The sequence below is a fragment of the Coleofasciculus sp. H7-2 genome (genome assembly GCF_042747725.1).
Lineage (GTDB): Bacteria > Cyanobacteriota > Cyanobacteriia > Cyanobacteriales > FACHB-T130 > FACHB-T130.
In genome coordinates, this window is record NZ_JBHZGO010000103.1 from 1 (window position 1) to 26,896 (window position 26,896).

General features: G+C 47.9%; 21 protein-coding genes, 1 tRNA gene and 2 pseudogenes. 8 read left to right on the forward strand and 16 right to left on the reverse strand.

Annotated features, from left to right (window positions below; genetic code table 11):
* Positions 1 to 136 (forward strand): annotated as a pseudogene (locus ACFW2W_RS21610) (RNA-guided endonuclease TnpB family protein); the annotation flags it as partial.
* Between the two features lie 228 nt (positions 137 to 364).
* Here ACFW2W_RS21610 and tgt read toward each other — a convergent pair.
* Together tgt and ACFW2W_RS21620 are read right to left on the reverse strand one after the other, a co-directional pair.
* Entirely contained in the window at positions 365 to 1,468 is a 1,104-nt protein-coding gene (tgt, locus tag ACFW2W_RS21615) for a tRNA guanosine(34) transglycosylase Tgt (RefSeq protein ID WP_378183076.1), read from the reverse strand.
* 113 nt (positions 1,469 to 1,581) lie between these two features.
* Positions 1,582 to 2,031, reverse strand: a complete 450-nt coding sequence (locus ACFW2W_RS21620) for a hypothetical protein (protein ID WP_378183079.1) — start codon at positions 2,029 to 2,031, stop codon at positions 1,582 to 1,584.
* 228 nt (positions 2,032 to 2,259) lie between these two features.
* Between ACFW2W_RS21620 and cobS the strand changes: the two genes are divergently transcribed.
* A complete protein-coding gene (cobS, locus tag ACFW2W_RS21625; RefSeq protein WP_378183082.1) occupies positions 2,260 to 3,060 on the forward strand; it encodes an adenosylcobinamide-GDP ribazoletransferase in 801 nt (266 codons plus the stop codon).
* 250 nt (positions 3,061 to 3,310) lie between these two features.
* Here the strand turns inward: cobS and ACFW2W_RS21630 are convergent.
* A tRNA-Gly gene (locus ACFW2W_RS21630) sits at positions 3,311 to 3,382 on the reverse strand.
* A gap of 110 nt (positions 3,383 to 3,492) precedes the next feature.
* Entirely contained in the window at positions 3,493 to 5,151 is a 1,659-nt protein-coding gene (locus tag ACFW2W_RS21635) for a DUF1565 domain-containing protein (RefSeq protein ID WP_378183085.1), read from the reverse strand.
* A 405-nt stretch (positions 5,152 to 5,556) separates the two neighbouring features.
* Between ACFW2W_RS21635 and ACFW2W_RS21640 the strand changes: the two genes are divergently transcribed.
* Positions 5,557 to 6,111 carry an alpha/beta hydrolase gene (locus tag ACFW2W_RS21640; protein WP_378183088.1) on the forward strand — a complete coding sequence of 185 codons (555 nt, stop codon included), beginning with the start codon at positions 5,557 to 5,559 and terminating at the stop codon, positions 6,109 to 6,111.
* 49 nt (positions 6,112 to 6,160) lie between these two features.
* Here the strand turns inward: ACFW2W_RS21640 and ACFW2W_RS21645 are convergent, their stop codons facing one another.
* From ACFW2W_RS21645 to ACFW2W_RS21680, 8 genes are all read right to left on the reverse strand, one after another.
* On the reverse strand, positions 6,161 to 6,367 hold the full coding sequence (locus ACFW2W_RS21645; protein WP_378183090.1) for a hypothetical protein: 207 nt from the start codon (positions 6,365 to 6,367) through the stop codon (positions 6,161 to 6,163).
* A gap of 526 nt (positions 6,368 to 6,893) precedes the next feature.
* The gene (locus ACFW2W_RS21650; RefSeq protein ID WP_378183093.1) at positions 6,894 to 7,559 is read right to left on the reverse strand and encodes a low-complexity tail membrane protein; all 666 of its coding nucleotides are present in this window, start codon (positions 7,557 to 7,559) and stop codon (positions 6,894 to 6,896) included.
* A 131-nt stretch (positions 7,560 to 7,690) separates the two neighbouring features.
* The gene (infB, locus tag ACFW2W_RS21655) at positions 7,691 to 10,783 is read right to left on the reverse strand and encodes a translation initiation factor IF-2 (protein WP_378183096.1); all 3,093 of its coding nucleotides are present in this window, start codon (positions 10,781 to 10,783) and stop codon (positions 7,691 to 7,693) included.
* A 276-nt stretch (positions 10,784 to 11,059) separates the two neighbouring features.
* Complete coding sequence (locus ACFW2W_RS21660; protein WP_378183328.1) at positions 11,060 to 11,404, reverse strand: YlxR family protein; 345 nt, start codon at positions 11,402 to 11,404, stop codon at positions 11,060 to 11,062.
* 49 nt (positions 11,405 to 11,453) lie between these two features.
* Positions 11,454 to 12,785, reverse strand: coding sequence for a transcription termination factor NusA (gene nusA, locus ACFW2W_RS21665; protein WP_378183099.1), 1,332 nt, complete (start codon positions 12,783 to 12,785; stop codon positions 11,454 to 11,456).
* A 120-nt stretch (positions 12,786 to 12,905) separates the two neighbouring features.
* A complete protein-coding gene (gene rimP, locus ACFW2W_RS21670) occupies positions 12,906 to 13,367 on the reverse strand; it encodes a ribosome maturation factor RimP (RefSeq protein WP_378183102.1) in 462 nt (153 codons plus the stop codon).
* 322 nt (positions 13,368 to 13,689) lie between these two features.
* Entirely contained in the window at positions 13,690 to 15,105 is a 1,416-nt protein-coding gene (locus ACFW2W_RS21675) for a hypothetical protein (RefSeq protein ID WP_378183105.1), read from the reverse strand.
* 129 nt (positions 15,106 to 15,234) lie between these two features.
* A complete protein-coding gene (locus tag ACFW2W_RS21680) occupies positions 15,235 to 15,432 on the reverse strand; it encodes a hypothetical protein (RefSeq protein WP_378183108.1) in 198 nt (65 codons plus the stop codon).
* A 73-nt stretch (positions 15,433 to 15,505) separates the two neighbouring features.
* Between ACFW2W_RS21680 and ACFW2W_RS21685 the strand changes: the two genes are divergently transcribed.
* On the forward strand, positions 15,506 to 16,219 hold the full coding sequence (locus ACFW2W_RS21685; RefSeq protein ID WP_378183111.1) for a peptidoglycan-binding protein: 714 nt from the start codon (positions 15,506 to 15,508) through the stop codon (positions 16,217 to 16,219).
* 259 nt (positions 16,220 to 16,478) lie between these two features.
* Here the strand turns inward: ACFW2W_RS21685 and ACFW2W_RS21690 are convergent, their stop codons facing one another.
* Positions 16,479 to 17,369 carry a hypothetical protein gene (locus ACFW2W_RS21690; RefSeq protein ID WP_378183114.1) on the reverse strand — a complete coding sequence of 297 codons (891 nt, stop codon included), beginning with the start codon at positions 17,367 to 17,369 and terminating at the stop codon, positions 16,479 to 16,481.
* 177 nt (positions 17,370 to 17,546) lie between these two features.
* Positions 17,547 to 18,938, reverse strand: coding sequence for a malic enzyme-like NAD(P)-binding protein (locus tag ACFW2W_RS21695; RefSeq protein WP_378183116.1), 1,392 nt, complete (start codon positions 18,936 to 18,938; stop codon positions 17,547 to 17,549).
* 152 nt (positions 18,939 to 19,090) lie between these two features.
* Between ACFW2W_RS21695 and ACFW2W_RS21700 the strand changes: the two genes are divergently transcribed.
* Complete coding sequence (locus ACFW2W_RS21700; protein ID WP_378183119.1) at positions 19,091 to 19,525, forward strand: SRPBCC domain-containing protein; 435 nt, start codon at positions 19,091 to 19,093, stop codon at positions 19,523 to 19,525.
* 247 nt (positions 19,526 to 19,772) lie between these two features.
* Here the strand turns inward: ACFW2W_RS21700 and ACFW2W_RS21705 are convergent, their stop codons facing one another.
* Together ACFW2W_RS21705 and ACFW2W_RS21710 are read right to left on the reverse strand one after the other, a co-directional pair.
* Entirely contained in the window at positions 19,773 to 19,937 is a 165-nt protein-coding gene (locus ACFW2W_RS21705) for a hypothetical protein (RefSeq protein ID WP_378183122.1), read from the reverse strand.
* Between the two features lie 395 nt (positions 19,938 to 20,332).
* Positions 20,333 to 20,740 (reverse strand): ChuX/HutX family heme-like substrate-binding protein, encoded by a 408-nt coding sequence (locus ACFW2W_RS21710; RefSeq protein ID WP_378183125.1) that lies wholly within the window; start codon positions 20,738 to 20,740, stop codon positions 20,333 to 20,335.
* Between the two features lie 136 nt (positions 20,741 to 20,876).
* On the opposite strand from ACFW2W_RS21710, the pseudogene ACFW2W_RS21715 reads away from it, so the two are divergent.
* From ACFW2W_RS21715 to ACFW2W_RS21725, 3 genes and pseudogenes are all read left to right on the forward strand, one after another.
* A pseudogene (locus ACFW2W_RS21715) lies at positions 20,877 to 21,071 on the forward strand (hypothetical protein); the annotation flags it as partial.
* 657 nt (positions 21,072 to 21,728) lie between these two features.
* The gene (locus tag ACFW2W_RS21720) at positions 21,729 to 24,026 is read left to right on the forward strand and encodes a filamentous hemagglutinin N-terminal domain-containing protein (protein WP_378183128.1); all 2,298 of its coding nucleotides are present in this window, start codon (positions 21,729 to 21,731) and stop codon (positions 24,024 to 24,026) included.
* A 190-nt stretch (positions 24,027 to 24,216) separates the two neighbouring features.
* Positions 24,217 to 26,853, forward strand: coding sequence for a CHAT domain-containing protein (locus ACFW2W_RS21725; protein ID WP_378183131.1), 2,637 nt, complete (start codon positions 24,217 to 24,219; stop codon positions 26,851 to 26,853).
* The last annotated feature ends 43 nt before the right edge of the window (positions 26,854 to 26,896 follow it).

Consider the following 26,896-nt stretch of genomic DNA (forward strand, 5'->3'; position numbering starts at 1 on the left):
CCATGACCGGGATGTGAATGCCGCACATAACATACTCGCCGCAGGGCTTGCGGTGAAAGTCTGTGGAGCGAACGTAAGACCGGATAGGCATAAGTCTGATGGCAGTTGCATTGAAGCAGAAAAGTCTAAGAAGTGATTCTTGGAATCCCCGTACCTTTTAGGTCGGGGAGGATGTCAATGATAGGTAAATAATTAAACAGCCATTCAAGCCCTCTCGGCGGAACAATAAGTTCTGCCGGAAACTGGCTAAACATGACTGTTTCAGACATACCAAAACTAAATTTTGAAAAACGCGATCGCACTTTAACCCAAAAAATGCAGACAACGATAGAAAGATTCCGTCTTTCGGAGAGTCGGAAAGTCCTCAAACGTCCAGCCAGTGACCAAATTCCGTAACAAAGCGATCGCCTAAAATTGCCTCCCGAATTCGTTGCGTGAAGCGAATCAATTCAGTAACGTTGTGAATCGAGAGTAAAGTGTAACCGAGGATTTCCCGCGATCGCACTAAATGACACAAGTAAGCGCGGCTGAAGTTCTGGCAGGTGTAGCAAGGACAACTAGCATCAAGGGGAGTGAAATCTTCTCTGTACTGCGCGTTTTTTAGATTCCAGCGTTCTCCCTGTACCATCACAGTCCCGTGACGCGCCCAGCGGGTGGGAATCACACAGTCAAATAAATCGATACCGGATGCGATCGCTTGTGCCATTTCTCGATAAGTGCCTACACCCATCAGGTAACGAGGCTTTTCGGCAGGTAACACTGGCGCAGTCGCCCGCACAATCTGGTGAATCAGTTCCGGCGGTTCTCCCACACTGACACCGCCAATCGCGTATCCTGGCAAATTTAACCCCGCTAATGACTCAGCAGCCGCAACTCGCAAATCCAGATAAACCCCACCCTGAACAATCCCAAACAAAACTTGCTCGTCCGGACGTTGGTGAGCATTTATACACCGCTCCAGCCACCGATAAGTCCGCTCTGTTGCCGCCACGACTTCCGATCGCTCCGCTGGGTAGGGCGGGCACTCATCAAATGCCATGATGACATCCGCTCCCAGTTCGTTCTGAATTTGGATTGACCGCTCTGGCGTCAGATGAAGCATCCGCCCATCGCGGGGAGAGCGAAATGTTACACCGTCTTCAGTAATTTTCCGCAACTCGCTCAAGCTGAATACCTGGAAGCCCCCAGAATCTGTCAGCATCGGCTTCTTCCAGCCCATAAAGCGGTGCAGCCCACCCGCACCCGCCACAATCGCTTCTCCAGGTTGCAAGTGGAGGTGAAAGGTATTCGCCAGAACCATTTGGGCACCCGTTGCCTCCAGCTGATCGATTGTCAGAGATTTGACAGTCGCCAGCGTCCCTACCGGCATAAACTTAGGTGTTTCCACTAAGCCATGCGGTGTCAAAAAAGTCCCGGCTCGTGCCTGCGTATGGCGACAACGCGCCTGACATTGAAACGAAAATCCCACTTACTTTAGCTGCGAGTCTCACTAACAACAGTCTTTAGCCCTTAGTTTTTAGGTGATTAGCCGATTTTTATTGACTAATGACTGATGACTAACGACTTCCTAACAACTACTACTTAGAATAAGCAATCGTCGTCGTCAAGTTGGACATCCCACTTAGCAGACAGAACTTGTGTCACCATCGCTTCTAAAGCGGCGGCATTAATGATCGGCGTGCTTTGCTCTTGGAGTGGACTAGAAAGCGGTATCAAACGTAACTGACGATGATCTTGAATTAAGTCAAAATAAGATTCCTGTTCGCTCGACTGGTGCAGTTGCAGATAATCAAAACTATGGACGTTGAGATAGATTGCCTGGTTAGCAATCATTGTAGACCGCTGTGGCTCGGCAAATACCTCCAGCACGCATCCTTCGCCCTCGCTCTGCACTTTGCCATCGAGGGTGTGGATGTAGCGAACGCGACCTAGATCGGTCAGCAGTCGCCGCATATCTTGTTTATTAAGGATTATGCCGCTGTCAATAATACATGGAGCCGGTAAGCGGGGCGGAGATTGGTCATAAGTCATGGAAACAGCCTCTGGTTCAAACAAGCCCGATCTTGCCTGGTCGCTGCGTAGATGCAACAGAATAAATGCAATATACACTACTTAGGGAAGCAGGTAGCTTTCATAACCTAATGGCTTACGCCTTTGGCAATCGGAACTGCTACGAGACAATCTTAGCCCAACATTTCTCCCCTGTTCATACGCTAATCTGCTGAATCTGCGATCGAAAAGTCATTAAGTTTGTTGGTTGTGCAAATTTTCTCATTTTGGCAAGCATTTCTGGGCGCGATCGCCTTTTACACCTGTATCCCTATTCCATCTGGATGGGCATTAGAATTCCGGGGCATTGCTCGTTGGGCACCTTTGGTGGGTTTATTGATTGGGGGGTTACTCGCTCTTTTGGATACTTGTTTCCAACTGCTGGGTGTCCCGATGCTGACTCGTTCTGCAATGGTGGTTGTTGCTTGGATTGCCCTCACCGGGGGTCTGCATCTGGATGGGGCAATGGATACAGCAGATGGACTGGCAGTGCAGGATTTTTCTGCGGACAAGCTACGCGAACGACAGCGGCGTCTAGAGGTGATGGCAGATAGCGTCACGGGTGCCTTTGGAGCGATGGCAGCGATCGCGCTGCTGCTATTAAAAACATCTGCCCTGACTGACTTAGAATCTTATCGGTGGCTGGCACTAATGGTATCGGCGGGATGGGGGCGGTGGGGACAAGTGGTGGCGATCGCTTGCTATCCTTACCTCAAAGCGGAGGGTAAAGGTGCCTTCCACAAAGAATCGATTCGGACGCCTCAAGACATCCTGCTGGGATTGCTGTTGCTATTTGCCCTGTTGGGATTACAGATCGTTGTGTCACCGAGTCGGTGGCTGGCAGCGGTGGGAACAGCAGCCGCAGGATGCGCGATCGCGCTTTTAACAGGAGCCTGGTTTCACCGCCAGCTAGGCGGGCATACCGGCGATACCTACGGGGCAGTTGTAGAGTGGACAGAAGCTTTTTTATTGTGCGCGATCGCTAGCCTCTACTCTGACTTTTCGCGCTAAGTCTCTGTAGCAAGTTGCCAACCTTCACATAGGGATTCCAATTTCAGCCAACCGCGCCAGAAAACTTGAATCCCAATTGGCGTTTTTTTCGATATTCCAACTAGCCTTCTAAAAATGCCGCTGCCTCAACTGCCCAATCCACTGCGAATACTTTCGGCAAATTGGATGATTTAGCCTTAATGACATCACTAATTTGTCAAAGCGACATTAATCTGTCAACGATGACATTTAATTAGTCACTGTTTATAAAAGCGGGTAATCGGACTCGAACCGACGACATTCACCTTGGGAAGGTGACGTTCTACCACTGAACTATACCCGCATTTCGAGGTTAACCATCAGCAGAGTGCTGAAAGCTAACCTCTATTATACGACTTATAGAGCGCCAGCATCCAGTAGTTGGAACGCTATACATCTCACGTTGAGCCGCGATTATGGAGCCTGGACTAGATAAGGTGAAGGAATCGCCTCAGCACGACCAGCATTCACTAGCGCCTGGTAGACAAAAGCGGCGACTTCAGCCCTAGTGGCGTCACGGCTGGGATTGAGCTGAGTCAGCGTCGGATAATTCACCACCAGTTGTTTCTGAGTTGCCCCTGCGATCGCTGTACTTGCCCAGCTAGGAATCTGGGTGGCATCATTGTAAACAGACAGCACACCAGTATTGTCCGAACGCAATTTCAAACCACTTGCCAAGGAAACTAAAACTTGCAATCTGGGGATGCGCTGTTCCGGGCGAAATACCTGACCCGGATACCCAGACAAAAAGCCTCCCCGATAAGCTGTTTGGATGGCTTGATAAGCCCAATAATTGCTTTTGACATCTACAAAATTGATACCAGATTGTGTTGCTGCTGGTGTAAAAGCTTTGTTGATAATAGCCGCAAACTGAGCGCGAGTGACAGGTTCGTTGGGGCGGAAAGTGCCATCAGGGAAACCGGCAATCACATCTTTAGCAACCAAAGCTTCGATATACGCTTGCGCCCAGTTCCCTTGAACATCGGCAAAACCGCCGCTAGGTACCGACGCCGCCACAAAATCCACGCGCCCGGAAATTTTCTTAGAATCAATATCGTTGCCGACCGCGATGATAGTATTCGTGCGGGTTAGGTTGGCAACATCGAAACGAACATTGTTGCGAATCCGATTTTGCCCAGGATTTTCTTGAGTCCCTAGATTGGGTTGAGCATCCCCGCTTGCCACGACTCCATAGCGCGTGTTTGCCTCAATAATATTGTTACGCAGTACTGGGGCAGAGGAGTTGGAGGCAACGACTCCATCAATGTTTTGGACAATGCGGTTGTCTGCGATCAAAGGCGATGCCGTCTCAGTCAAGACAATCCCATTACCCGTCTCTTGAAACAGATTGTTGCGGACTTCTCCTTGAGCTGTCTTGGCGACTGAAATGCCATTCCCCTTATTTTTGGTAAAGACGTTGCTTTCAATTTTGGGGGTAGCTGTCCCGGTGACGAAAACTCCTTCCCGGTCGTTGCTCGAAAAGGTGTTGTTACTAACCGTTGCATTGGTAGATTCAATCCACAGTCCAGTTCCGCGACGATTCGGGTTGGTGATGGTCAGTCCTCTGATTTCACTGTCTTTCTCTGCCCGAATTGCAATGTTCTGACCGGAAAAGGTGGGACTAACATAGCCGCCTCCGCCAATAATCGCTACGGTCTGTCCTTTGCTTTGCTCGTCGCCGCGCAGAATGACGCCCTGTTTGACAAGGAGGGGGAAAACTTCACCCGTGTCAACCGTGTAGGAACCAGGAGCTAATTGTACTACTGTGCCAGAGTTGGCTTGCTGGAGGGCGTAGGTGATAGTGCGATAGGGTGTGGTTTCACTGGTGCCAGCACTGGCAGTATCGTTGCCCGTGGATTGGTTGACGTAGACAAGTTTCGCGCTTGCAGGAAGTTGAGCTATCTGCGTTGATGGCTCGAAAAGGGCAGCCGCAGGAAGTGCCATGACCCCTCCAGACCAAAGCAACAAAGCGCTTAGCAGGGACGCCCGGACGGGTACGACACCAGCGAGGCGTTTGGCGGAACGGATGCTAGAAAAATGGAAGGAACGAGCGGAAAAACCCTGAGGTGTCATACGTTTGCTGCTTTTGATGTGCATTATTAACTGTACGATTTAGCAACTTAGAGACTAACTAATTGGGATATTTTTTTACGCTGGAAGCTATACATACTTAGTGTATGCACTCGCGTCGCCAATATTAATATTCACAATTACGTTTGATGACAAGTTGCGAATATTATCAGTTCCCAACGTGGCAACTTGCCCATTCTAAAAAAATTTCAGGCGATGTAAAGCCTGAAATGTTCTGAGGGCTTTGGTTTTATAAATCTAAGCGCGTTAGCTGATGCTAATTCAGGCCAGAGGGATGATTCAAAAGCAGTTGTTCCTTGAGCAGGAGGATGCAACCCATTGGCATTCAGTATCGTCAAAGTAGAATAAGCACAGTTGTGCTATTTCAAAGCTGTTTTCAGGTTCCTTATGCGCTCTCTACTGCTGCGATCGCTACCTTTCGTATTTTGTTTCTTCGCTGCTGCGGGTGTTTTGCTCAGCGCCTCTCCTGCGGATGCTGCTAACTCGGTAGTGCTGAAATACCGCTTTCTACGGGAATCGGTATCTGTTCCCGAACTCACAACTTTTTCAGAAACGGGTAAACTTTCACCCGCGCTGCGTGCTTATCTGGCTCTAGCAGGAAGAAAACCTGAGGATTTGCGAAAAACCCTGACGCAAGAAGTTAAGGTGAATGCCCGGATTTTAGATCGGGTGCTAAATAGCCAGATTGGGGAAATCCTCTTGAATCAAGTCAGTGACGTGGTTCATACTCCCGGCAATGGCGCAAACATTCAGTCCTTACGGGGAGCGGTGATGACTTCGGCGCTTCCAGACAATCAGATTACCCTGATTGAACTCTTACAAAATTACCCGACCTCAGAAGTTCATGTGGAGGGCGATCGCCTTGCCGAGGTTTATGGCAAACTCAAGCGACTGGGACAGGGCTTGCCCAATCTAGGTGATTTAATCAAAATTGGTCAGTAGTGAGTTGTCATTAGTCATTAGTCCCTTGCTACTGACTAATGACTAATGACTAATAAGCAAGGGTTTCTAGAGTTTCGCGCAGATATCGGCGAACCCGATAATCAAGGTTGAACTCCTGAAGGCGGTCGTCATCCAACGGGTGTTCTATCTCCCAGCGCTGAAACCCAGAACTGGATGCGATCGCTTGTTTGAGGCTTTCCCAGATTTTGGTATTGCCGGAGAATTGGCTGGTTGATGAAGCAGGAAACCTGACCATATGCACCTTAAATAAGGGAACAAGGAGCTTTCAGCTATCAGCCTTCAGCAATTCTATTTTAGATTTTGATTTTAGATTGTGGATTTACAACCCACTCTAAAATCTAATCTCTAAATCTAATCTTTAAAATTGACTGCCCGCTGATGACTATTTAACAAATTTCTATGTCTATTCTTAGGATAACTCAGTTAGGTTGGGGGGATTTGTGCTGTCAGTAACATCTCTAGGTCAATCCGCCAAAATTTTTGGCTCTTCATTACTTGGTATGCTAAAAAGTTGATTCCAAAACTTGAAAGGCTTACCTAGCAAGGTATAACGATTTTGGACTGTATTTTCTATTTAATAAACGCTAAATTGGCTTAAATTCATGGCTAGTATAGCTTGTGGCGCTTCTTGACTATAAATTTAGCATACCAACTACGGAAGAGCCAAATTTTTTGGGTTACGCCAGTTGCTGAAAGCTTTTAACGTTAGACACCGATGTGCAGAAAAACCAGGAACCTTGAAGAAAAATCTCTTTTTTAGATTAGTCGGAGGACGCTGGCGCTTCTATTGCGGCATTTATTGGTTCTAGTGGGTTGGGCGATATAGCAGATGTCTCTGAAATTTCCGGCGGTAAGATTTGATTCACCTGTACTCCCGGAATTGTAAATTGTTGCGGAATTTGTTCTGCTGAACAGGGTTGTGTAGCAGAAAATGCTGCTTCGTTAGTGAGGAGGACTCGCGCCACGCTCAGCGGTATCTGCAAGAACAAATTGCTTGCCAGAAATGCCAGCGCCGCTATTAGCAGTCCAGCGAACCGCCACTCTGGGGGAAGCGGTGTAACAGTCGCCGCTAGCGGTGCTGCCTGATAGATTAGCCACAACACCCACAGCATGAAACCAGCTGCCAGAACGGCTACTAATTGGTTCGCGGGTGACTTGAACTGTGACAACAGGCGTCGCTGGTTAAGCGTCAGTTGACTTGGCTTCAATGCCACTGCCAGGATGCTGAAGATGTTGAAAGGACGGCTCAACTGCATCCATAGCACGGGTGCAATGCCTACAGTGGCAACCAAAAATATCTCCAACCACACCGGAAACACGGGATCGCCAACTGCCAGACCCAGCCAGCAGAGTTCCAGCCAAATGGGAACTGTCGCCAGACCGGCAAGATGAATCCACAAGAACGGTTCCAACCAAAAAGAGCGCATTGTAGAGGACTCTCAGACTGAGGACTGAAGGCGAAGTGTCGTGACAGCGCGGACTGAGTTAAAAGGACTGAGCATGAAGTCGGAAGAGATTCACTTTTCTTCTCTCAGTCCTCAGTCCTTAGCACTCAGCACTAATTTGGCGATAGAGTCCGGCGCTTGCTTACCATTTGGTAGGCTTCGATGATGTCGCCTTCTACCCAGGCATTGAAACGATCGACGCCGATGCCGCATTCGTATCCGGCATTGACTTCCTTGGCATCTTCTTTCATCCGCTTGAGGGAATCTAAGACGCCATCATGAACTACCTGACTGTTGCGGCGCACCCGCACTCGGCAATTGCGAACCACTTTACCCGACAGCACATAGCAACCGGCGACGGAGCCACGACCGACTGGGAAGACAGCCCGGACTTCCACTTGCCCCAGAGGTTCTTCCACCTGCTCTGGTTCCAAGAGACCTTCCATTGCGCCTTGAATATCATCTAGCAGTTTGTAGATGATGTTGTATTCGCGCACATCGACCCCTGCTTGATCCGCTGCTTGTCGGGCACCGCTGGCAAGGGTGGTATTAAATCCAACAATTACAGCACCACTCGCGGCGGCTAAGTCAACGTCTGTCTCGGTGACTTCGCCAGGAGCCGCTAACAGCACCCGAACTTGTACCTCATTTTGTGGCAGCTGTCCGAGGGCACCCAGAAGAGCTTCTACGGAACCTTGAACGTCTGCCTTCAGAACCAAGTTGAGTTCTTTGAGATCGCCTTCTTGAGCTTGAGCTGAGAGGGAATTCAAAGTGACTCGGCGGGATGCCATCACCTGTTGCAGGCGTGATTGGCGTTGCTCATCGGCTCTGGCACTAGCGATCGCGCGACCTTCTTTTTCGTTCGGGTAGACCTCGAACTCATCGCCAGCCGCTGGGACATCGCTCAAGCCCAGCACTTCCACCGCGAACGATGGTGCCGCCGCAGTAACTCTATCTCCCCGGTCATCGATCATCGCCCGGACTTTGCCCAATACTGAGCCAACTACCAGGACATCACCTACTCGCAACGTACCATTCTGCACCAGCAAGGTAGCAACTGGGCCTCTCGACTTATCCAGATTTGCTTCAATCACCGTACCCTTAGCGGCGCGGTCTGGGTTAGCAGATAGTTCTAAAACTTCCGCCTGGATCAAAATCATTTCCAGCAGGGTATCCAAGTTTTCCCCTTTGATGGCGCTCACGGGAACCATTATGGTATCGCCGCCCCATTCTTCGGGTTGCAGACCGTACTGGATTAATTCCTGCTTCACGCGGTCTTGCTGGGCATCCGGTTTATCAACTTTGTTGATCGCCACGACAATTGGCACCTCAGCTGCTTTCGCGTGGCTGATTGCTTCAATTGTCTGGGGTTGGACACCATCATCGGCAGCAACCACCAGAACGGCGATGTCGGTGACTCGTGTTCCCCTCGCCCGCATTGCTGTGAAGGCTTCGTGACCAGGGGTGTCTAGGAACACAACTTGCTGAGTTTTTCCTTCATATTCCACATCCACATGGTAGGCACCGATGTGCTGGGTAATTCCCCCGGCTTCTCCCTGCGCTACTTTGGTTTTGCGGATGGAATCAAGCAGAGTTGTTTTCCCGTGGTCTACGTGACCCATAATCGTTACGACTGGCGGACGACGTTGCAGGTGATCCACGTCTTCGTCGGTCACCATTATCGTTACTTTTGTAGCAGCGGCTTGTTCTTCTTGCGTCTCCACTTCCACGCCCAGTTCTTTGGCCACCATTGTGATGGTTGGGATATCTAGGGTTTGGGTGATATTGATCGCAAAGCCTTTAAAGAACAGAGTTTTGATAATCTCTGTTTCCTGGACTGCTAGGGCTGTCGCGAGTTCTTGAACGGTCATACTGCCCGTTAACACCAGATTTTCGGGACGTTCTGCCTTAGCAGCAGGTTCGCGACGGCGATCGCGATCGTTGCTTTGCCCATCGCCGCGCTGCATTTGAGGCTTCCGCTTCTCTCTTTCCGCTGCCACCACGACTGGGCTGGGTGGACGAGCCTTTTGCTGCTTGGGAGGACGAGCCACGGATAGACTCACCTGTAATGCTGCTGGCAATTCCTCTAAATCCGTTTCAAAGTCTTCGTCGTCATCAATGAGGGGTTGAACCCGACGTTTAGCTTTAGCACCTGCCTTGCCTGCTTTATCTGGGTTTTCTTCTTCCTCACTATCCTCCCACTCAGGTTTTCGCTTGTTGGGACCGACGAGACGGGGGGGATTCGGTTTTCTTGCCTCTTCTCCGAGGGTATCGGGCGTTCCCAAACCTTCATCGTTTTCGTCCCGTAGTAGCTTCGAGCGACTGGAACCTGCTTCTAGTTGCGTGTCACCGACACCGCCTGGGCGTCTGCCAACTGGCACGGAAGGTCGCACCGGTCTTTGGGGCGGCGAGTGCAGTTCTGGAACTCGTGGTGGGGCAGGGGGGGCAGGTCGCTCCGATCTGACAGGGGCGGGAGGAGCCGATGCGTTATTTCTTTCGGGTGCCCCGCTCGCTGGTCCTACTTTTTGGGGTATCGCGACTGGCGAGCTAATGCCTGTTTCTACCTTGGCACGTTTTAATACAGGCCGATCCACATTACTTGGCCCAGGACGCTCCCCTGCTTGTCGCATGGGAGGTTCAACGAGATGGGGGGCTGGTTCAACAGCTTTCGGCGCTGGGTTATGAGGAGCCTCTACCGGGTCTACCTGTAGTTTTTCTTCTACTTCTACTTCTACTTCTACTTCTACTTCTACTTCTACTTCTACTACAGGAGTAGTATCCCGCTGGTTAGGACGCACTGGTTTATTCAGGCTTGTCGGCTTCATGGGTGATGGCGTCTGCTGTCTTACTGGTGGTTGGGGAGGAATCGCCACCTGTTCTCCCGGCTGTTGTGCGTTAGAACCAGAACCAGACTTATGCTGACGAATCTCCAAAATTTGCGGCTTGTTTTCTAGCCTGGGTCGCACCGATTGAGCGGCTAGCGGTGCTGTTTTACGCTGATCGATTGGAGCCCGCGCACGTGAAGCGGGTCGGGCTGCTGCCTGTTTTTCTGCCGCCGAGCGAATACTTTCCGCCTCCGATTCAGTTATTGTGCTGCTGTGGCTCTTGACTGCAATATTGAGCCGCTCACAAATTCCTAGAATATCCTTATTATCCAAATCCAATTCCCGCGATAACTCGTAAATTCTTACTTTGCCGTTGTTCATCCAGTCTTTCCCCTCGAATCCTACCAGTTTTTACACCATAACCATCTGCTTGAACGACAACTTGTTGATCATTTGCTTACTGCCTAATGGGTGTGAAGCTTTAACTTGCTGCCTATACTTCTACTAATGATATCCAAGCTACTTATGGGAAGTCTGTTTATCACCAAGTTAACTGAACTATCCCTAAGGATAGTGAAACACTTGTATTTCTAATTTCGCACAAATCTTTACAATTTGGGGCACGTCACTTTTTTTGGACTTCTTTCCTACAATATCTCATTCGGGCGGCTGTTTTAGGTCTGATGCGGATGGTAGGCAAGGTTCTTGAGGGCTGGATTCGCTTCTTGGCAAGGAGCGATCGCAGCCTTCAAGTTTAGTAGCTAAGCGCTGCCACAGGGTTTGGTACAGTGCTTCTGGGACAGGTACTTTGAGCGCTCTGCCCAGCCTATTTTTTTTTTGAGCCGCTACCAGACAACTTTCTTGGGGACAAAGATAGGCAGATCGCCCCATCCCCCAATCTAATTGTAACTGCTGGGACGGATAGACTCTGACAATTCGCCAAAACGCCGATTTTGGCGCGACTAGGCGGCAACTCACACAACGTCGGTAGTTTGGTTCCATCTCAAGTATTTGGGAGTTTAGATTTTGGATGGAAAATTTCATCTCAAATCTAAACTTCCGTGGTTTCCACCTCATCTACTTCATCTACATCATCAAAATCGTCACCGTTCTGCTGCCAGCTAGGCACTGTTGCTGGTCTTTCCAGTTCTTCAGGCTCATCGTCTGCTTCTTCATACTCAGCTTCCTCTTGGGCTTGCCGAGCGGCTGCTAGAGCTGCCATATTCCGAGCTTCCGCTTCGTAATCGTACTTGGCAATATCTTTAATATCAATTTTCCAACCAGTCAGGCGGGCTGCTAGACGGACATTCTGACCTTCTTTACCAATTGCCAAACTCAATTGATCCTCCGCGACCAAAACATGAGCCTGACGAGCATCTGGGTTAATCAGACGCACCTCATCCACTCGTGCGGGCGACAGAGCATTGGAAATATAAGTAGATGGGTCGGGCGACCAACGAATTACATCAATTTTTTCGCCGCGTAATTCATTCACCACCACTTGAATCCGCGATCCTCTCGCACCAATACAGGCTCCCACGGGGTCTACATCGCGCTCCAGGGTATCGACGGCGATTTTAGTTCGCGGACCAACGTGACGAGAAGGGGGATTCGCTTCCCGCGCCACTGCCACAATCCGCACCACTTCATCCTCAATCTCTGGGACTTCGTTGGCAAATAGATAAACGACTAAACCGGCGGCAGCTCTAGAAACCAGCAACTGTGGTCCCCGCGCTGGGCCTTCGCGCACTTTTTTGAGAAATACCTTGAAGGTCGCATTGGCACGGTAATTGTCGTTGGGTAGCTGTTCCCGTTTCGGTAAGTCAGCTTCTACTTCTGGCTGACTAAACCCACTACTGACAGCTAGAATCACGGATTGCCGCTCAAATCTCAGTACCCGCGCCTGCAAAACGGTTCCTTCCAGTTCTTGGAACTCTTCAGCGACGATTTTGCGCTGCTGATCTCGCAGTTTTTGCGATAGCACTTGCTTGGTCTGAATTGCTGCCATACGACCGAACTCGGTTTGATCGGGGGTCACATCTAAAACCACTGTGTCGCCAACAGCCGCCTCAGGAGCGACTTTCTGCACTTCTTCTAGACCGATTTCATGGTCGCCACTACTCACCTTTTCAACGATGGTCTTGGTCGCTAAGACGCGGAAGCCTTCTTCTCCTTCTTGTTCTAGGTCGAGTTCGACTTCAAAGTTTTGAAAGTAATCTTCATCAAAATGATGCTTGTCGAGGTTTTGGGTGCGACGATATCGCTCGTATCCTTTCAATAAAGCTTCTCGTAGGGCTGCTTGAACGGCACTTTTGGGTAAATTGCGCTCTACACTAATTTTATCGATTAGCTCTTTAAGTCCGCGTAGACTAACCATTGACATAAAAAAAACCTCGCTAATTGCTATTGGTAATTGGTAACTGGTAATTGGTAATAGGTCAGTGGTCAAGAGGCAACTTCCTCACCGGACCACTGACGGCTGACTACTAAGCTCTTAGCTCAATTACCGTTTTTCATCCAGCTGCACTCGGCTCACCATTTGGCGGGGAATGGCGATCGCTCGACCCTTTTGGTTGAGGTAAACACCATCTTCATCCCGACGAATCAGTTGCCCCGTCCACTCTTGCTGCCCTTCGTAGGGTTCGGATGTTGTGACAATTACAGGAAATCCCTTGAAGGAGATGAATTCCCGATCTGTCGTCAACTGGCGCGCAATACCGGGACTAGAAATTTCTAGGACATAGGCATCAGGAATGAAATCCGCCGCATCCAAAGCAGCCTCCAATGCCCGACTCATTCGTTCGCACTCATCCAGCCCTGTGTCAGCGTTGCAATTCCGGATGTCCACGCGCAGCACGGGTGGGCGTTGGTTGGTGTGAAAAACCGCCCCGACTACTTCCAAGCCCAAGGCTTCTGCCACCGGCGCTGCTAAATCAATAATTTGTGGAATCAGGGGATGAGTCATTGGAAAACTCCAATAAAAAAAGTGGGTGCTGCCCCACTTCCTGCGAACACTATATTCCAAGAAGTTTCTGGACGAATCCTGATGGATTCGCCTTCCTAACTTTGAGTTTAACTCAAGCGGTATGCGAGTGGCGAGTCGTCAACAGAGCGCTGAGGGAACTGGCAAGAAAAGAGATTGGCACCGAGCATTGGTACTTGAAGGTCTAGGAAAATAGGACTGAAGATTGTTAGCGTAGGCGCGTGTAAGCGCGGACTGAAGACTCAGTAGAAGCACAATTTTTATTCTGGGTGGCGGCGCGATCGCTGTCGGAGAAACTATCTGGTTAGTGCTTGACAATTTGACGGATCGCTCTTGTTTCTTCTAACACTTGCTCCAAATCTTGCTCGGACAAGCGCTGGACGTAGTTGAGTTTGATTTCCTCCAACATATCTAAAAGTAAAGATTGAATTTTTTGAACGGTCTGCTGTCTTTGCACCTCCGATCCTAAGGCTTCAGTGAAGTGTTCCATCAGCTGTTTGGAAAGTTCTGCGCCAACCGGATCGTCTTCCAGAGAGGCGGTGAGGGTGTTGTAGGCTGCAAGTGAGATTTCTTTTACCAGTTTTTCAGTCATCTGCGTGGGGATGGTACCCATTCCAGGTACTTGCTGGAGTCCCCGATAGAGGGGGGATTGGCTGAGGATTTTTTCAATGTTGTGCTGTAGAATTGCTTCTAAATCCGGCTGAATTTTTGGTAACACTTGATTGACGGTTACTTTCATCAATAGGGTAGCGATCGCTTCCACTTCATTAACATTGTTGATGTCAACGTAAGGACGAGTCTCCCGTCCTGATAACCACCGAGTCAGTTCTCCAGAGCGAATCGACCCTTGCAGCTGGTTAATTACCCGGATCACGATGACTTCTGCCAATTCTTCCGCAAAGTTTGCCGCAAATCCTCGGTTAATTTGCATCCGTATTGGTTCCAAGTTTAATAATTTTGCTTGGTGCAGGCGCATCACAACTGGAATGACGCGCAGCCACCGCCAAAAAGGTAGCAGCAGGAAGATATCATACCAGCGCCACATCATTGCTTCGAGCCAAGTGAGACTATTGTGACGCCGATGAATATAGTAGGTACGAAGCAAAAACTCAATGCCGAAGGGAATGATAAACCAGAGGTCAATTTTCCAGAAGTAGTCAACGAAATTACCTGTTTCCCCAACTGGGCGAAAATAATTCCTTGCGATCAAAGGCTGAATTTCTTGGTTATAAAAGGTAATTTCTTTTTCTACGCCAGCTTGGGATAAATAAGGCAGACTCCAAAAGGTGCTGAAAGATTGTTTAGCAGAATCCTTGCCAATGTGCTGACGCATCCGATTTTTGATTTTTTCCAGAGTCCCCGTCTTATTCGCCTCTGCAAACGGATTCGTATCAATCATTTCCACACTTCGTTGGCGCAGTTCCTCCAACAAGGTTGCTACTTCTGGCGACTGCAATCCTTCTGTCTGTTGCAGCTGTGCTTTGAGTTTTTCTACTGTATCCAGATACTGCTGTGTTTCTCGATGGGGTTCAATGCCTTTGATTGGGTCATAGATTCGAGTAAGGCTGCGAAATTCCCGCAGGTAGAAATCGCGCAGAGGAACGTAACTTAAGTCGAACAGCACCAAGCCTAAGTTAGCCACCGCCAAAAGTGCCATTACACGTTCAAACCACAAGTTACGACGAGATTGGGGCGTCTTTGCCAATTTTTGAGGTGACATGGAAAGGAAGAAGAGGTAATAGGTAATGGGAAAAAAGGTAATGGGGAAAAAGGTAATGGGGAAAAAGGTAATGGGGAAAAAGCTACTACCTACTACCTACCATCCATCACAATCTTCAATTACCAATTATCAGCTTGACAGACCCTCGGAAGCTTCAGTCAGATTTGATACCACTGATTGTTCGCCAATTGCTGATGTTGCCTTAAAAACAGAAGGATTCCATTGGATATCAGCACGGTGAAAGGTCGAACCCGGCAGCACACGCCACGCGATCGCTATTGGCTGTTGTGGCGATCGCTTGCTAAAAATAAACGATAGAATGCCCAATTCAGCTTAAACTGTAACTGTTCAAATCGCTATCGCGCTTAATCAGTGAGTGAGTGAGTGAGGAGATTGAGCTATGTGGAGTAGGTTTGGAATGCCTTTGGCTGCGGTGATCACCATAACCGCCAGCTTAGTCAGTTACCAAGTAGCTATAGCCGAACGCAGCCGCGATTACACACCAAGGGAATTTCGCTCCTTGTTGCGCGGCTTTGGGTATAACGTCACGATTGGAGATACTCTGACGGATGAAGCCACTACAAGGGCTATCCGCGAGTTTCAGCAGGGATATAAGCTAACACCTGTTGATGCTACAGCGGGGCCAAAGACACAGGATTTTGCCGCAAATATAACCAAAATTCTTCAGGCAAACTTGAATCTTGTGGTTAAGCCAAATCCGCCCCTTCCCCGCAACCAGTTTTATGGCCCGCGCACTGAAGATGCCATCAGGCAGTTTCAGAGACAATTTAATTTGCCGGTAACTGGCATCGCTACGTTACCAGTACGTCAGAGACTCGACCAAGAGGCAAGAAGAATCCTGGGACTTGAAGAGCAAGCGCCAGCGTCAACGCCAACACCAGAATCAGCGCCAGAACCAACACTAGCGCCAACACCAACGCCAACACCCCGCGCCACCCCAACACCGAGTCCCACGCCAACGCCACAGGTGAGTCCATCGCCAAGACCGACACCGAGTCCCAGTCCATCGCCAAGACCGACACCGAGTCCCAGTCCCAGTCCCAGTCCCAGTCCATCACCGACTCCCAGCCCCAGTCCATCGCCGTCAAGCTGATAAATTCAGGACTTACGCAAAGCTTATACACATAGGGTTTTTTCGGGTTCAATCCCCCTGTGGTTGCCCTCAGATGTGGTGATATTTGTGTAAGTCCTAAAATTTTTAAGCAGCTGTGGGTCTAAATTGCATAGCGATCGCGCTGCGTTGGTAATGGATAATTAGTCAGAAGTTAGTAGTCAGGAGTCAGTAGCAAAGCATTACTGACTCCTGACGATTACCAGCCTCAACTACTCAGCAATTTAAATCTCACGGTAGCTTAAAACTTAGCATTCTCTGGTAAAGGTCTGCCCTTAGGGGTCGGTGGTAATGCTGGGGGACGTTCGTAGGGCATGGGAATGTACTGCACGCTAGGACGTCCGCCTTGGGGCTGCGGGTAGAAATCCATCAGGTTATAGATTGACATTGGCAGCCCCACTGTAATCGGAAAACCGAGTTCCGTGGCTTCCTCGACCGTGATCGGATAGTCATGAGTGACTCGCCCCGTAGTGATAGCTTCCACAATCCGTTCGATGTTTTCGGGAGCAATTTTCGGTTGGGGAATATTGTCTTTCAGGAGGGTTCGGACAAACCGCTGTACCTGATCCATCGCTTTGCGCGACAGGTCTGCCATGATGATCGTGTTGTCGTCGATTTCGCTAATGGGCTTCTGTTCGATGACTTTGAGGATACTCGCCGCTGCCATATTTCCCAACTGGGGATCGACTGGCCCCAAGACGGCGTTGGCATCCATGACGATTTCATCAGATGCTAAAGCTAACATGGTGCCGCCGCTCATGGCGTAGTGAGGTACAAAGACGGTGACTTTAGAAGGGTGGCGAATCAATGCTCTGGCAATCTGCTCAGTTGCCAGCACCAAACCACCTGGGGTATGCAAGATCAGATCGATGGGAACGTCGGGGGGCGTGAGGCGAATTGCCCGCAGCACCTGTTCTGAATCTTCAATGGTAATGTAGCGCGAGATGGGAATTCCTAAGAAACTAATCGATTCTTGCCGGTGAATTAGCAAAATCACTCGACTATTGCGCGATCGCTCGAAATTCCGCAAAGCTTGGACTCGCTGAAATGCCAACCGACGTTGTTGGAAGGCAGGCAAGAGCGAACTGAGAGCCAGAAATACCCAGAAGATGTCAAAGAAACTAAAGCTCATTATTCCCTAGCAAGAATGCAGTATTCCCCCTTATTCTTCCAATATCTAGAAAATTGAAACTCTATCTGTAGAGCAAACTATTTCAGGAATGAAAATGGGGAATTGATAATTGGTAGCTTCCCCACTTCCCGGTTCCAGACGCGATAGATTGCGCCTAGAACCAGCTACTTTGCTCGCTTAGTGGCGGGCGATGCCCTCTTGACGGGCGGCGGCTTGCACGGCACCGGCGACGGCATTGACTACGCGCGGGTCAAACACGGAGGGAATGATATGTTCCCGGTCGAGGTCGGAGGGTTTGACTAAAGAAGCGATCGCGTAAGCGGCTTCTAGATACATCGTGGTCGTAATAGTAGTCGCACGACAATCGAGTGCCCCGCGAAAGACGCCAGGGAAGGCGAGGACGTTGTTAATTTGATTCGGGTAATCGCTGCGTCCGGTTGCCATAACGGCGACATCTTCTGTGACTAATTCTGGCTGAATTTCCGGAATGGGATTCGCCATTGCAAATACAATCGGATCTTTTGCCATCGAACGCACCATTTCCGGCGTCACCACTCCGGGCGCACTGACGCCTAAAAAGACATCGGCTGTCTGCATAGCATCTGCCAAGTTACCGCTGGCTTCTACGGCAAATTCTCGCTTTTCTGGGGTTAAATCGGCGCGTTGGCTGGAGAGAATACCTTTGGAATCGCACATCAAGATGGATTCTGCACCGGCTTTCTTGAGCAAACGAGCGATCGCTACCCCAGCAGCACCCGCCCCATTAATCACAATTCGCACATCCGCTAAGGATTTTTTCACTAACTTGAGGGCGTTAATCAAGGCAGCAAGGCTAACAATCGCGGTGCCGTGTTGATCGTCGTGAAACACGGGAATATCGAGTTCCTGCCGCAGTCGCGCTTCAATCTCGAAACAACGGGGGGCGGCAATATCTTCCAGGTTAACGCCGCCGAAAACTGGGGCAATATTTTTTACCGTGCGGATAATTTCATCCGTGTCTTGGGTATCCAGGCAAATGGGAAAGGCATCAATCCCAGCAAATTCTTTAAATAACATCGCTTTGCCTTCCATCACTGGCAACGATGCGGCTGCCCCCAAGTTGCCCAATCCCAGTACGGCACTGCCATCGGTAACAATAGCGACCGTGTTTTGTTTAATCGTTAGAGTGTGAACCTGTTCGGGGTCAGATGCGATCGCCATACAAATACGACCAACGCCGGGAGTATAAGCCATTGCTAGATCGGCTTGATTTTTCAGCGGAATCTTACTCTGCATCATGATTTTGCCGCTGCGGTGCAAGTTAAAGGTGCAGTCGTAGACATCAATCACCTTGACATCTGGCAACGCTTTCACGGCTTGGACAATTTGTTCGGCGTGTTCCGTACTGGCGGCATCGACGGTGATTTCTCGCACCACAATGTTGCGAGTCCGCTCGATTAAACTAATTTGACCCATATTACCGCCGACACTAGCGATCGCTGTGGTGACGCTTGCTAACATCCCAGCGCGATTGGGAATCTGGAGGCGAATCGTTAAACTGAAGCTAGAGTTGGGTGTTAGGTTTACCATGCTGAGTAAAGATTTTAGATTTAAGATGATAGATTTTGGATTGGGAATCTAAAATCCTTTCCTCCAAAATCCAAAATTGTACGCTCCTAGCCTAAAGGAGCTGCAAGTTTCCAATTGTACCCAGTTACACTACCGGATTAGCTGCCGCGATAATGGCGAGTCTCTATACCGAAATTGAAATTAATGCTCCTAAGCAGGAAGTTTGGCAGGTTCTGTTGAAAAAAGAAAAGTGGTATAAGTGGAACACTTTTTTATTTGACCTCGATCCAACGATGCCATTTAAGCAGGGGGAAGAGGTTTTACTCTCTGTGCGGCGCGTGCCGGGTGAGGAGGAAACTGAGTTTCAGCCGTTGATTACTAGAGTGCAGTCTGGACTTTGTCTCGCTTGGGTTTCCTCGATTCCTGGCTTTAAGAATGAGTATGTCTTTGAGTTGCAAGAGATTGGCTTTGGACGGACTAAATACTTCCACCGCAACACGTTCTCAGGGGTGCTGACTCGTGTATTTATGCCCTTCATTCGGGATGATGAGCAGCAAGGCATCAAGCGGATGGCGCGGGAGTTGAAGCGGTATGTGGAACGGATGTGAATTCTGGGGACGCCATGCCTTGGCAATTAGAAATCGCGGCTAAACAAACTAAGTCCGCCGCTGCGGATTCATGAAATTAAAACCCGCGCACCATCCGGGTTTCGTCTGTATAGCCGCGACTTCCACTCACCAAGGCAATTCGGTTACAAAAACTGTTACCAGCCCTTTTCTACAAGTTGCTGCCGAATAAGATTGTTTTAAGATAAGACTCCTTCAGAAGCCGTGGAACTCCAACTCCCACGGTTTTTCATTTTATATAGGTGCAGACTTCTCGATAAGGGAGAACTAGGGCTAGATTAAGTGAGAAATTGTCTAGCTTGCTTGTGGAGTCGTCTACCCATGCACCTGCGCCTGAAATCCCGTAGAGACGCGATAACTGCAAGTCTTCTACAATCGCTGCAACACTGCTCATTTGCCTGAGTTCTTCGATTCATGGGCGCTCATCGCATCCCTATGCGCCCTTAGAGGATGTTTGAGAAGTAACCGATCCCCCCTAGCCCCCCTTAAAAAGGGGGAAACAAGAGCCTCAAAGTCCCCCAATTTATCGGGGGATGCAAGGGGGATCTCCAAAGGGTTGGTGTATTGTCAGCAACTTTTCAAACATCCTCTTACCAACATTACTCACAGGCACATGGCAAAAGTTGTAGTCGATAGCGATAAAGTGCAACGGGTTGATCCCAAAAGACTCATAAGATCGCGGTAGGCGTGGGTTTGTTTGGAGATTTAGATTGCTTTTACACACAGAAATATCCTCAATTTACCCGGTTCTAACGCAGCAAAAAATTCGGCGGGATTTTGCTTTTTCGACTACACCGAATCAATGGGTGCTGGTTCCCAAACTTCTCCATATTTCTCCTGAAGAGACTGCCATGCTTCTACTTGCCCTGGTTCGTATTCTCCTGGTTTGCCCCACTGGAGAAATGCGCTCAATGCTGGTTCATTTTTGTCATCCAGGAAGCGAATTGCATAGGTAGTAAAGTTACCCCGTTTTGATTCGCCTGTTTCAAATTTTACCTGCTTGATAGCATCCATATTTAGGTGAAACTCGAATATATCGGCGTGCATATTAGCGTACTTACCTTTGGGTAATTCTGCATAAAACAGCTTTCTAATTGGGCCGCGTACTTCCAAAACAGCAGCACTGCTGGTAACAATCAGACGCAGTGTTCCTAAATTTTCGCAGGCTTCTAAAAATTCTTTCAGATTAGCGCTCATGGTGAATTTAAATGTTGAGAAAACTAAAGTTTGGTTGACATTAAGGTTAAACTAGGATAACCGATTGTCTAAGTAATCTTGGAATTTCGGGCACAAGATTCATGGCTGAAAAATAAATTTTTCCTCATGTTAAAGCATACAAAATCATCCATGCATCAAATTAGCTATCTCTACTGGCGGTACTCTTTCAGGCGATAAGGCGAATCTCTTCCACAGTTTCAGCTAATTCGGTCTTAGCCAGAACCAAATTGCCAATCTCTCTAATCCGTCTATTGAGAATATCTTAGGGCAAGTCAGCGGTGGCGATCGCTCGTTAACAGACTCATCCATATAGCAATCCTATTTTAGTTGTGAGATGCCAGCGCTTCAGCTCCCCGACTTCGTAAGAGTTGCCCTAGGATCTCGACTTCACGTTCACAGCAACTCAGCCAGGTTACTCGGCGGCACAGTCTAGTCTGTTAGTACAGGACAATTGTCAGCGCCAGCGGGTACTCTAACCTTAGCAGCGGTGCCTTGGGGCTGATGACAAGCTTCTACGAGTAATTATGTAACCATCGACTCCCAGGCGACGGCTCTTACATCCATGACGCATTTGGGCATCTTCAATCGCAATGCGCTGGTATGACTACTCCCTAGCGCATTTTCTAACAGCTGCGAAATCCACATTTATGCACGAGCTAACCATCAGTTTATTGTTTACTGATTCAAACAATTTATTCTCTGGAGCTATTTATCATTTAATTAACACAACTTAAACATCTCTATCGAAATCCCCGTTCTTGCACTCTTTGACCACAAATGACTTTTTTCAACAGGTCATCTAGGCAGGAAAACACGGCAATGATAAACTATTCCATAGGAACCATCCGTCCGACCTCTTCTTCTATTACAATCAACTTTTCCCTAGAAGCCTAGGGTGAGATTTTCCCTAGGGAAAATTGCACATCACGTATACTGTAGACAAGCGTTATCTTTGAGTTTAAAAACTGTGAGCCAGCCTGGTCGCTTCCTCTGGGTTACTGGTACGATTTTCCTTTTATGGGTAAGTAATTCTAGTCGCACCTTAGCACAAATTATTCCGGATGCTACGCTGCCAAATAATACCATTGCTATCCCAGAAGGCAACGCCATCCGCATTGAGGGCGGCACGCAAGTAGGCGGCAATCTATTTCACAGCTTTACAGAATTTTCCATTCCTATAAACACTGAAGCTTTCTTCAACAACGCCCTAGACACTCAAAATATCTTCAATCGCATTACAGGTAGCAATCTTTCTCATATTGATGGATTGATTCGAGCTAACGGTAAAGCTAGTTTATTTCTACTCAATCCCAATGGCATTATTTTTGGTCAAAATGCCAAACTCAATATAGGTGGTTCGTTCCTCGCCTCGACTGCTAACAGCATTCAATTTAGCAATGGAACTGAGTTCAGCGCTACCAATCCCAGCGCTTCCCCATTGCTAACGATAAATCTTCCGATTGGTTTACAATTCAATGGGTCAAATGCGGGAGTAATTCGCGTCCAAGGGTCGGGTCACAATTTCAGGTTCGGACAGACAGGCGGACTAGAGCCGAATACGACAACCGATGGTCTAGCGGTGCAAGCTGGTAAAACTTTAGCTTTAGTCGGGGGAGAAATCGCCTTAGAGGGCGGTAATTTAAAGGCTGAATCGGGAGCGATCGCACTTTGGTCAGTTACTCGTGGCTTATTGCCAATGCAAGTCAGCAGCGAACAAATCAGCTTCAACAATGAGCAAAAACTTGCAGAATTAGGCAATATCAACTTGTCTGGTGCTGCTTCAGTAGATAGCAGCGGCGCACAGGGAGGTTCGTTTCAGATACAAAGCCGAAATCTGAAACTAGAACAAGGTTCGCTCATCGTATCCCTCACACAAGGATCTCAACCGGGGAGAAGCGCCACCATCAATGCTTTGGATACGGTGGAACTGATTGGGAGAACAGCCGATGGTAGAATCGGTAGCGGCTTTTTTGTGCAGACGAATGGTCAGGGAAAAGGCGGCGATTTAACAATTACAACAGATCGGTTGCTGCTGCGAAATGGAGCATCCATTGGTATGGGAACTAATAGTTCTGGGAATTCTGGTGCTTTAAAGGTGCAAGCGAGGGATGTGCAACTGGGGGGTCTTTCAGCGAATGGATCGCGTCTGACGGGTATTTTTTCTAATCCTACTGGTGGCTCAACTGGAGTTGGCGGTGATGTGATTATTGATGCTAAACAACTATCCCTTGAAAATGGAGCTGTGATCTCTGTGTCTACCTTTGGCGCAGGTCAAAGTGGCAATATCATAGTTCGAGCCAATCAGGTACAAATACGAGGAACTTCTGCAACCGGGAGAATTGGTAGCGGTTTTTATGCCCGGACTAGCTTAAGCAATCTTGCGAGTTCTCCACCGCCGTTGACGGGAAATGCTGGCAATGTAACCGTAATTGCTGACAGATTGATCTTTCGGGATCGGGCAACAATTAATGTTGCTAATTTTGGGAAAGGTAATGCTGGTAACATTAATATTCGCGCTACCACAGTTGAGCTAGATAATAACTCGATTATTAGAGCGACTCAGCGGCAGGCGGAACAGGGAAATATTACGATTGAATCCCAAGATTTGCGATTGCGGCACAACAGCCTGATTACTACTAATGCCAGCAACATCATCTTGTTTGATACGGGTCAGACGATCGCCAATAATGATATGAGTACCAATGGCGGCAACATCATTATTAATACAAAAACGTTGGTCGCTTTAGAAAATAGCGACATTACTGCCAATGCTCAGCAAGGCTTTGGGGGTCAAGTAAGAATTAATGCTAGCGGCATCTTTAAAACTTCAAACAGCGATATCACCGCCACCTCTAGTCTGGGAACTCAGTTCAGCGGCATTGTCCAAATCAATACTGCCGATGTTAACCCTTCTACTGGCTTAGTCGCATTGCCAGAAAATTTGACTGACATCAGCGATCAAATTGCCCAAGGTTGTTCGGCTTCTAGGGGTAATAGTTTTGTTGTTACCGGACGCGGCGGTTTGCCCGCAGACCCCAATGAAACTTTATTAGGAAGTACTGTTTGGCGGGATTTGCGTCCCCGTATGGGTAATGCCTCGATCCCCGTCCCCGTTTCCCAGACTGCCTCCGCACGTACTCTAATGGTCGAGGCAACTGGATGGGTAAAAAATGCTAATGGTGAGGTAGAACTGGTCGCCAAATCTATCAATAGTGTGCCCCAAATTCCCTCTGATAAAATTGCTAATTGCAGCGTTTCTCAGTAATATAGCCATCTTCAATCATTCATAAAATATTCCGTTTCTCTTCTTTCTCTTCCTTAGCGCTATGCAGCGTTCTTGGCGGTTCATTAAATCTAAAAACTAATTTTAGATTGCTAGAGATTTCTGGAAAGAAGGATATTGATTTTTAGCCGCAGATAAATAGGAATAATTATTCAGTTTTGCCAAAGGTTTAATGTTAAAAATTCGTTTGCTCCAAAAAAGTATTCATTACACCATCTGGCTAGGCTTGCTGACACTGTTTTTGGTGACAACAGTTTTCCCAGCACTAGCGCAGACTAATCCTAAATTTTCTTATTCCGATTCTCAATTGGTATCTATTGTTAAAAATATTCCGGATTCTGACGATCGTTCAGAATCTAAAATTCAGAATGATGCCTTTGTACTAGAACAAGGTAGAAACCTTTATGAAGCAGGACGATTTGATGAAGCGATCGCGTTCTGGCAACAAGCGATTAAAAACCTTGAGGCGCAGGGAGATCGGCTCCAAGTTGCGATCGCTTTCAGTTATTTGTCGAACGCTTATCAAGAATTGGGACAATGGGAGCAAGCGAAAAGCGCGATCGCCCAAAGTCTCAATTTATTGCAAACCCAACCCGATACAGCCACTCTTGCCCAAGTTTTGAATACTCAAGGCAGTCTCCAGCTAGCAATGGGACAAACTGAAGCGGCTTTAGATACCTGGAAACAAGCTGAAAAAGCTTACGGTTCAGCAGGCGATGACGTTGGAAAATTGGGCAGTTTGATAAACCAAGCTCAAGCTTTGCAAGCATTGGGACTCTACCGACAAGCTAAAACAAACTTAGAACAATTAAATACCCAGTTGCAAAGTTTGCCAGATTCCTCGCTTAAAGTATCGGGATTGCGAAGTCTGGGAGTTACCTTGCAAGTAGTGGGAGATTTAACTCAGTCCCAGGAGATTTTAGAACAAAGTTTGTCGCTCGCCCAAAGGCTAAACTTGCCCTTAGAAACTAATGCCAGTTTATTTAGTTTGGGAAATACTCTTAGAACTTTACAAAAACCGAAAGAAGCGCTGGAAATCTACCAAAAGATAGTAGAGAATTCTCCCAATTCTTTAGTTATAGAAGCCCAACTGAACCGATTAAGCCTTCTAGTAGAAACTGAACAACCAGCCGCAGCCCAAGCATTATTACCCCAAATCCAGTCTCAATTAGAGAGTATATTACCCAGTCGCGCCGCTGTCTACAGTCGAGTCAACTTGGCTAGAACTCTCATAAAATTGGGAGATCGGGAAGAGCGATCGCAGATGGTCAATTCTCAAGAAATTGCCCAGATATTAGCAAAAGCTGTCGAACAAGCGAGAATGCTTAAAGACTCGCGTGCTGAATCTTACGCGCTGGGTCAACTCGGATACCTGTACGAACAAACGCAGCAGTGGGAACCAGCCGAGGCTCTGACGAGACAAGCACTAGCGATCGCGCAAGAAATTAATGCTTTTAGTATTATTGCTCGTTGGCAAGGGCAACTCGGCAAACTTCTCAAACAGCAAGGCGATATTCCGAATGCGATCGCTGCTTACACCAAAGCCGTTAATACCTTACAATCCCTCCGCAGTGACTTGATAGCCCTTAATCCTGACGTTCAACTTTCCTTCCGCGAAAACGTCGAACCCATTTACCGTGAGTTAGTGGAGTTACTGTTAGAATCTAATCCCAGTCAAACAAATATCAAACAAGCTCGTGAAGTCATTGAAGCGCTACATTTAGCAGAATTAGATAACTTTTTTCGAGAAGCTTGTTTAGATGTTAAACCCCAGCAAATTGATCAACTCGATCCTCAAGCAGCAGTCATCTACCCCATTATTTTGTCAAATCGTTTAGAGGTAATCTTATCTTTACCCGGAAAACCTCTCAGCCATTACACGACTAAGTTGCTGCAAAATGATATAGAAAAAACGCTGGAGCAGTTATTAGAATCTCTTAATTTATTTTTTTCAAGTGAAGTTCGTTTGCGCCTGTCTCAACAAGTTTATAGCTGGTTAATCCAACCTGCTGAAACAGAGTTAACCAAAAGTAATATCGCCACTTTAGTATTTGTGCTAGACGGTTCGTTGCGAAATTTACCAATGGCAGCGCTGTACGATGGCAAACAATATCTCATTGAAAAGTACAATATTGTAGTGGCTCCGGGTTTACAGATAGTTGCATCACGAGTGGGAAATGCGCCGTTAAGTCAGTTACTTGCCCAAAAGCGAACCAAAATTTTAGCAGGCGGAATTACCGAAGCTCGCCAAGGTTTTTCAGCATTGCCAGGAGTAGTATCTGAAGTTAGTCAAATCGCATCCGAAGTTCCGTCTAAAGTATTTCTAAATCAGAATTTCACCGAAACTAACTTACAGAAACATCTGAATACAAATTCTTTTTCTATTGTTCATTTAGCTACTCACGGTCAGTTTAGTTCTAGCTCAGATTCTACATTTATTCTGACGTGGAATGGCAGAATAAATGTCAAAGATTTTGAGAACTTATTACGTTCTAGAGAGCCGGGTACTTTTAATCCGATTGAACTATTAGTTCTGAGTGCTTGCCAAACTGCAACTGGCGATAAGCGAGCGGTATTAGGATTAGCAGGAGTAGCCGTGCGGTCTGGCGCACGCAGTACTTTAGCAACTCTCTGGTCAGTACAAGATGAATCCACTGCTAAGCTTATGGGCGAATTTTACCAGCAACTATTACAAGGAGAAAGCAAAGTTAAAGCTCTTCGTCAGGCACAGATAGCTCTGCTCAAACAGCCAAAATATGCTCATCCTTTTTACTGGGCATCATTCATTCTAGTAGGAAGTTGGCTTTGAATAGGCAGAAGTTTTCGGTCTAGTGACTTGGCACTCTGTGGAA

Coding starts and splice junctions, on each gene's coding strand:
- infB (WP_378183096.1), bottom strand. CDS start 10,783: ATGAACAACGGCAAAGTAAGAATTTACGAGTTATCGCGGGAATTGGAT.
- ACFW2W_RS21700 (WP_378183119.1), top strand. CDS start 19,091: ATGGCGAGTCTCTATACCGAAATTGAAATTAATGCTCCTAAGCAGGAA.
- ACFW2W_RS21685 (WP_378183111.1), top strand. CDS start 15,506: ATGTGGAGTAGGTTTGGAATGCCTTTGGCTGCGGTGATCACCATAACC.
- ACFW2W_RS21725 (WP_378183131.1), top strand. CDS start 24,217: ATGTTAAAAATTCGTTTGCTCCAAAAAAGTATTCATTACACCATCTGG.
- nusA (WP_378183099.1), bottom strand. CDS start 12,785: ATGTCAATGGTTAGTCTACGCGGACTTAAAGAGCTAATCGATAAAATT.
- ACFW2W_RS21660 (WP_378183328.1), bottom strand. CDS start 11,404: ATGGAACCAAACTACCGACGTTGTGTGAGTTGCCGCCTAGTCGCGCCA.
- ACFW2W_RS21690 (WP_378183114.1), bottom strand. CDS start 17,369: ATGAGCTTTAGTTTCTTTGACATCTTCTGGGTATTTCTGGCTCTCAGT.
- ACFW2W_RS21675 (WP_378183105.1), bottom strand. CDS start 15,105: ATGTCACCTCAAAAATTGGCAAAGACGCCCCAATCTCGTCGTAACTTG.
- ACFW2W_RS21640 (WP_378183088.1), top strand. CDS start 5,557: ATGCGCTCTCTACTGCTGCGATCGCTACCTTTCGTATTTTGTTTCTTC.
- ACFW2W_RS21650 (WP_378183093.1), bottom strand. CDS start 7,559: ATGCGCTCTTTTTGGTTGGAACCGTTCTTGTGGATTCATCTTGCCGGT.
- ACFW2W_RS21645 (WP_378183090.1), bottom strand. CDS start 6,367: ATGGTCAGGTTTCCTGCTTCATCAACCAGCCAATTCTCCGGCAATACC.
- ACFW2W_RS21705 (WP_378183122.1), bottom strand. CDS start 19,937: ATGAGCAGTGTTGCAGCGATTGTAGAAGACTTGCAGTTATCGCGTCTC.
- ACFW2W_RS21710 (WP_378183125.1), bottom strand. CDS start 20,740: ATGAGCGCTAATCTGAAAGAATTTTTAGAAGCCTGCGAAAATTTAGGA.
- rimP (WP_378183102.1), bottom strand. CDS start 13,367: ATGACTCATCCCCTGATTCCACAAATTATTGATTTAGCAGCGCCGGTG.
- ACFW2W_RS21620 (WP_378183079.1), bottom strand. CDS start 2,031: ATGACTTATGACCAATCTCCGCCCCGCTTACCGGCTCCATGTATTATT.
- ACFW2W_RS21635 (WP_378183085.1), bottom strand. CDS start 5,151: ATGACACCTCAGGGTTTTTCCGCTCGTTCCTTCCATTTTTCTAGCATC.
- ACFW2W_RS21695 (WP_378183116.1), bottom strand. CDS start 18,938: ATGGTAAACCTAACACCCAACTCTAGCTTCAGTTTAACGATTCGCCTC.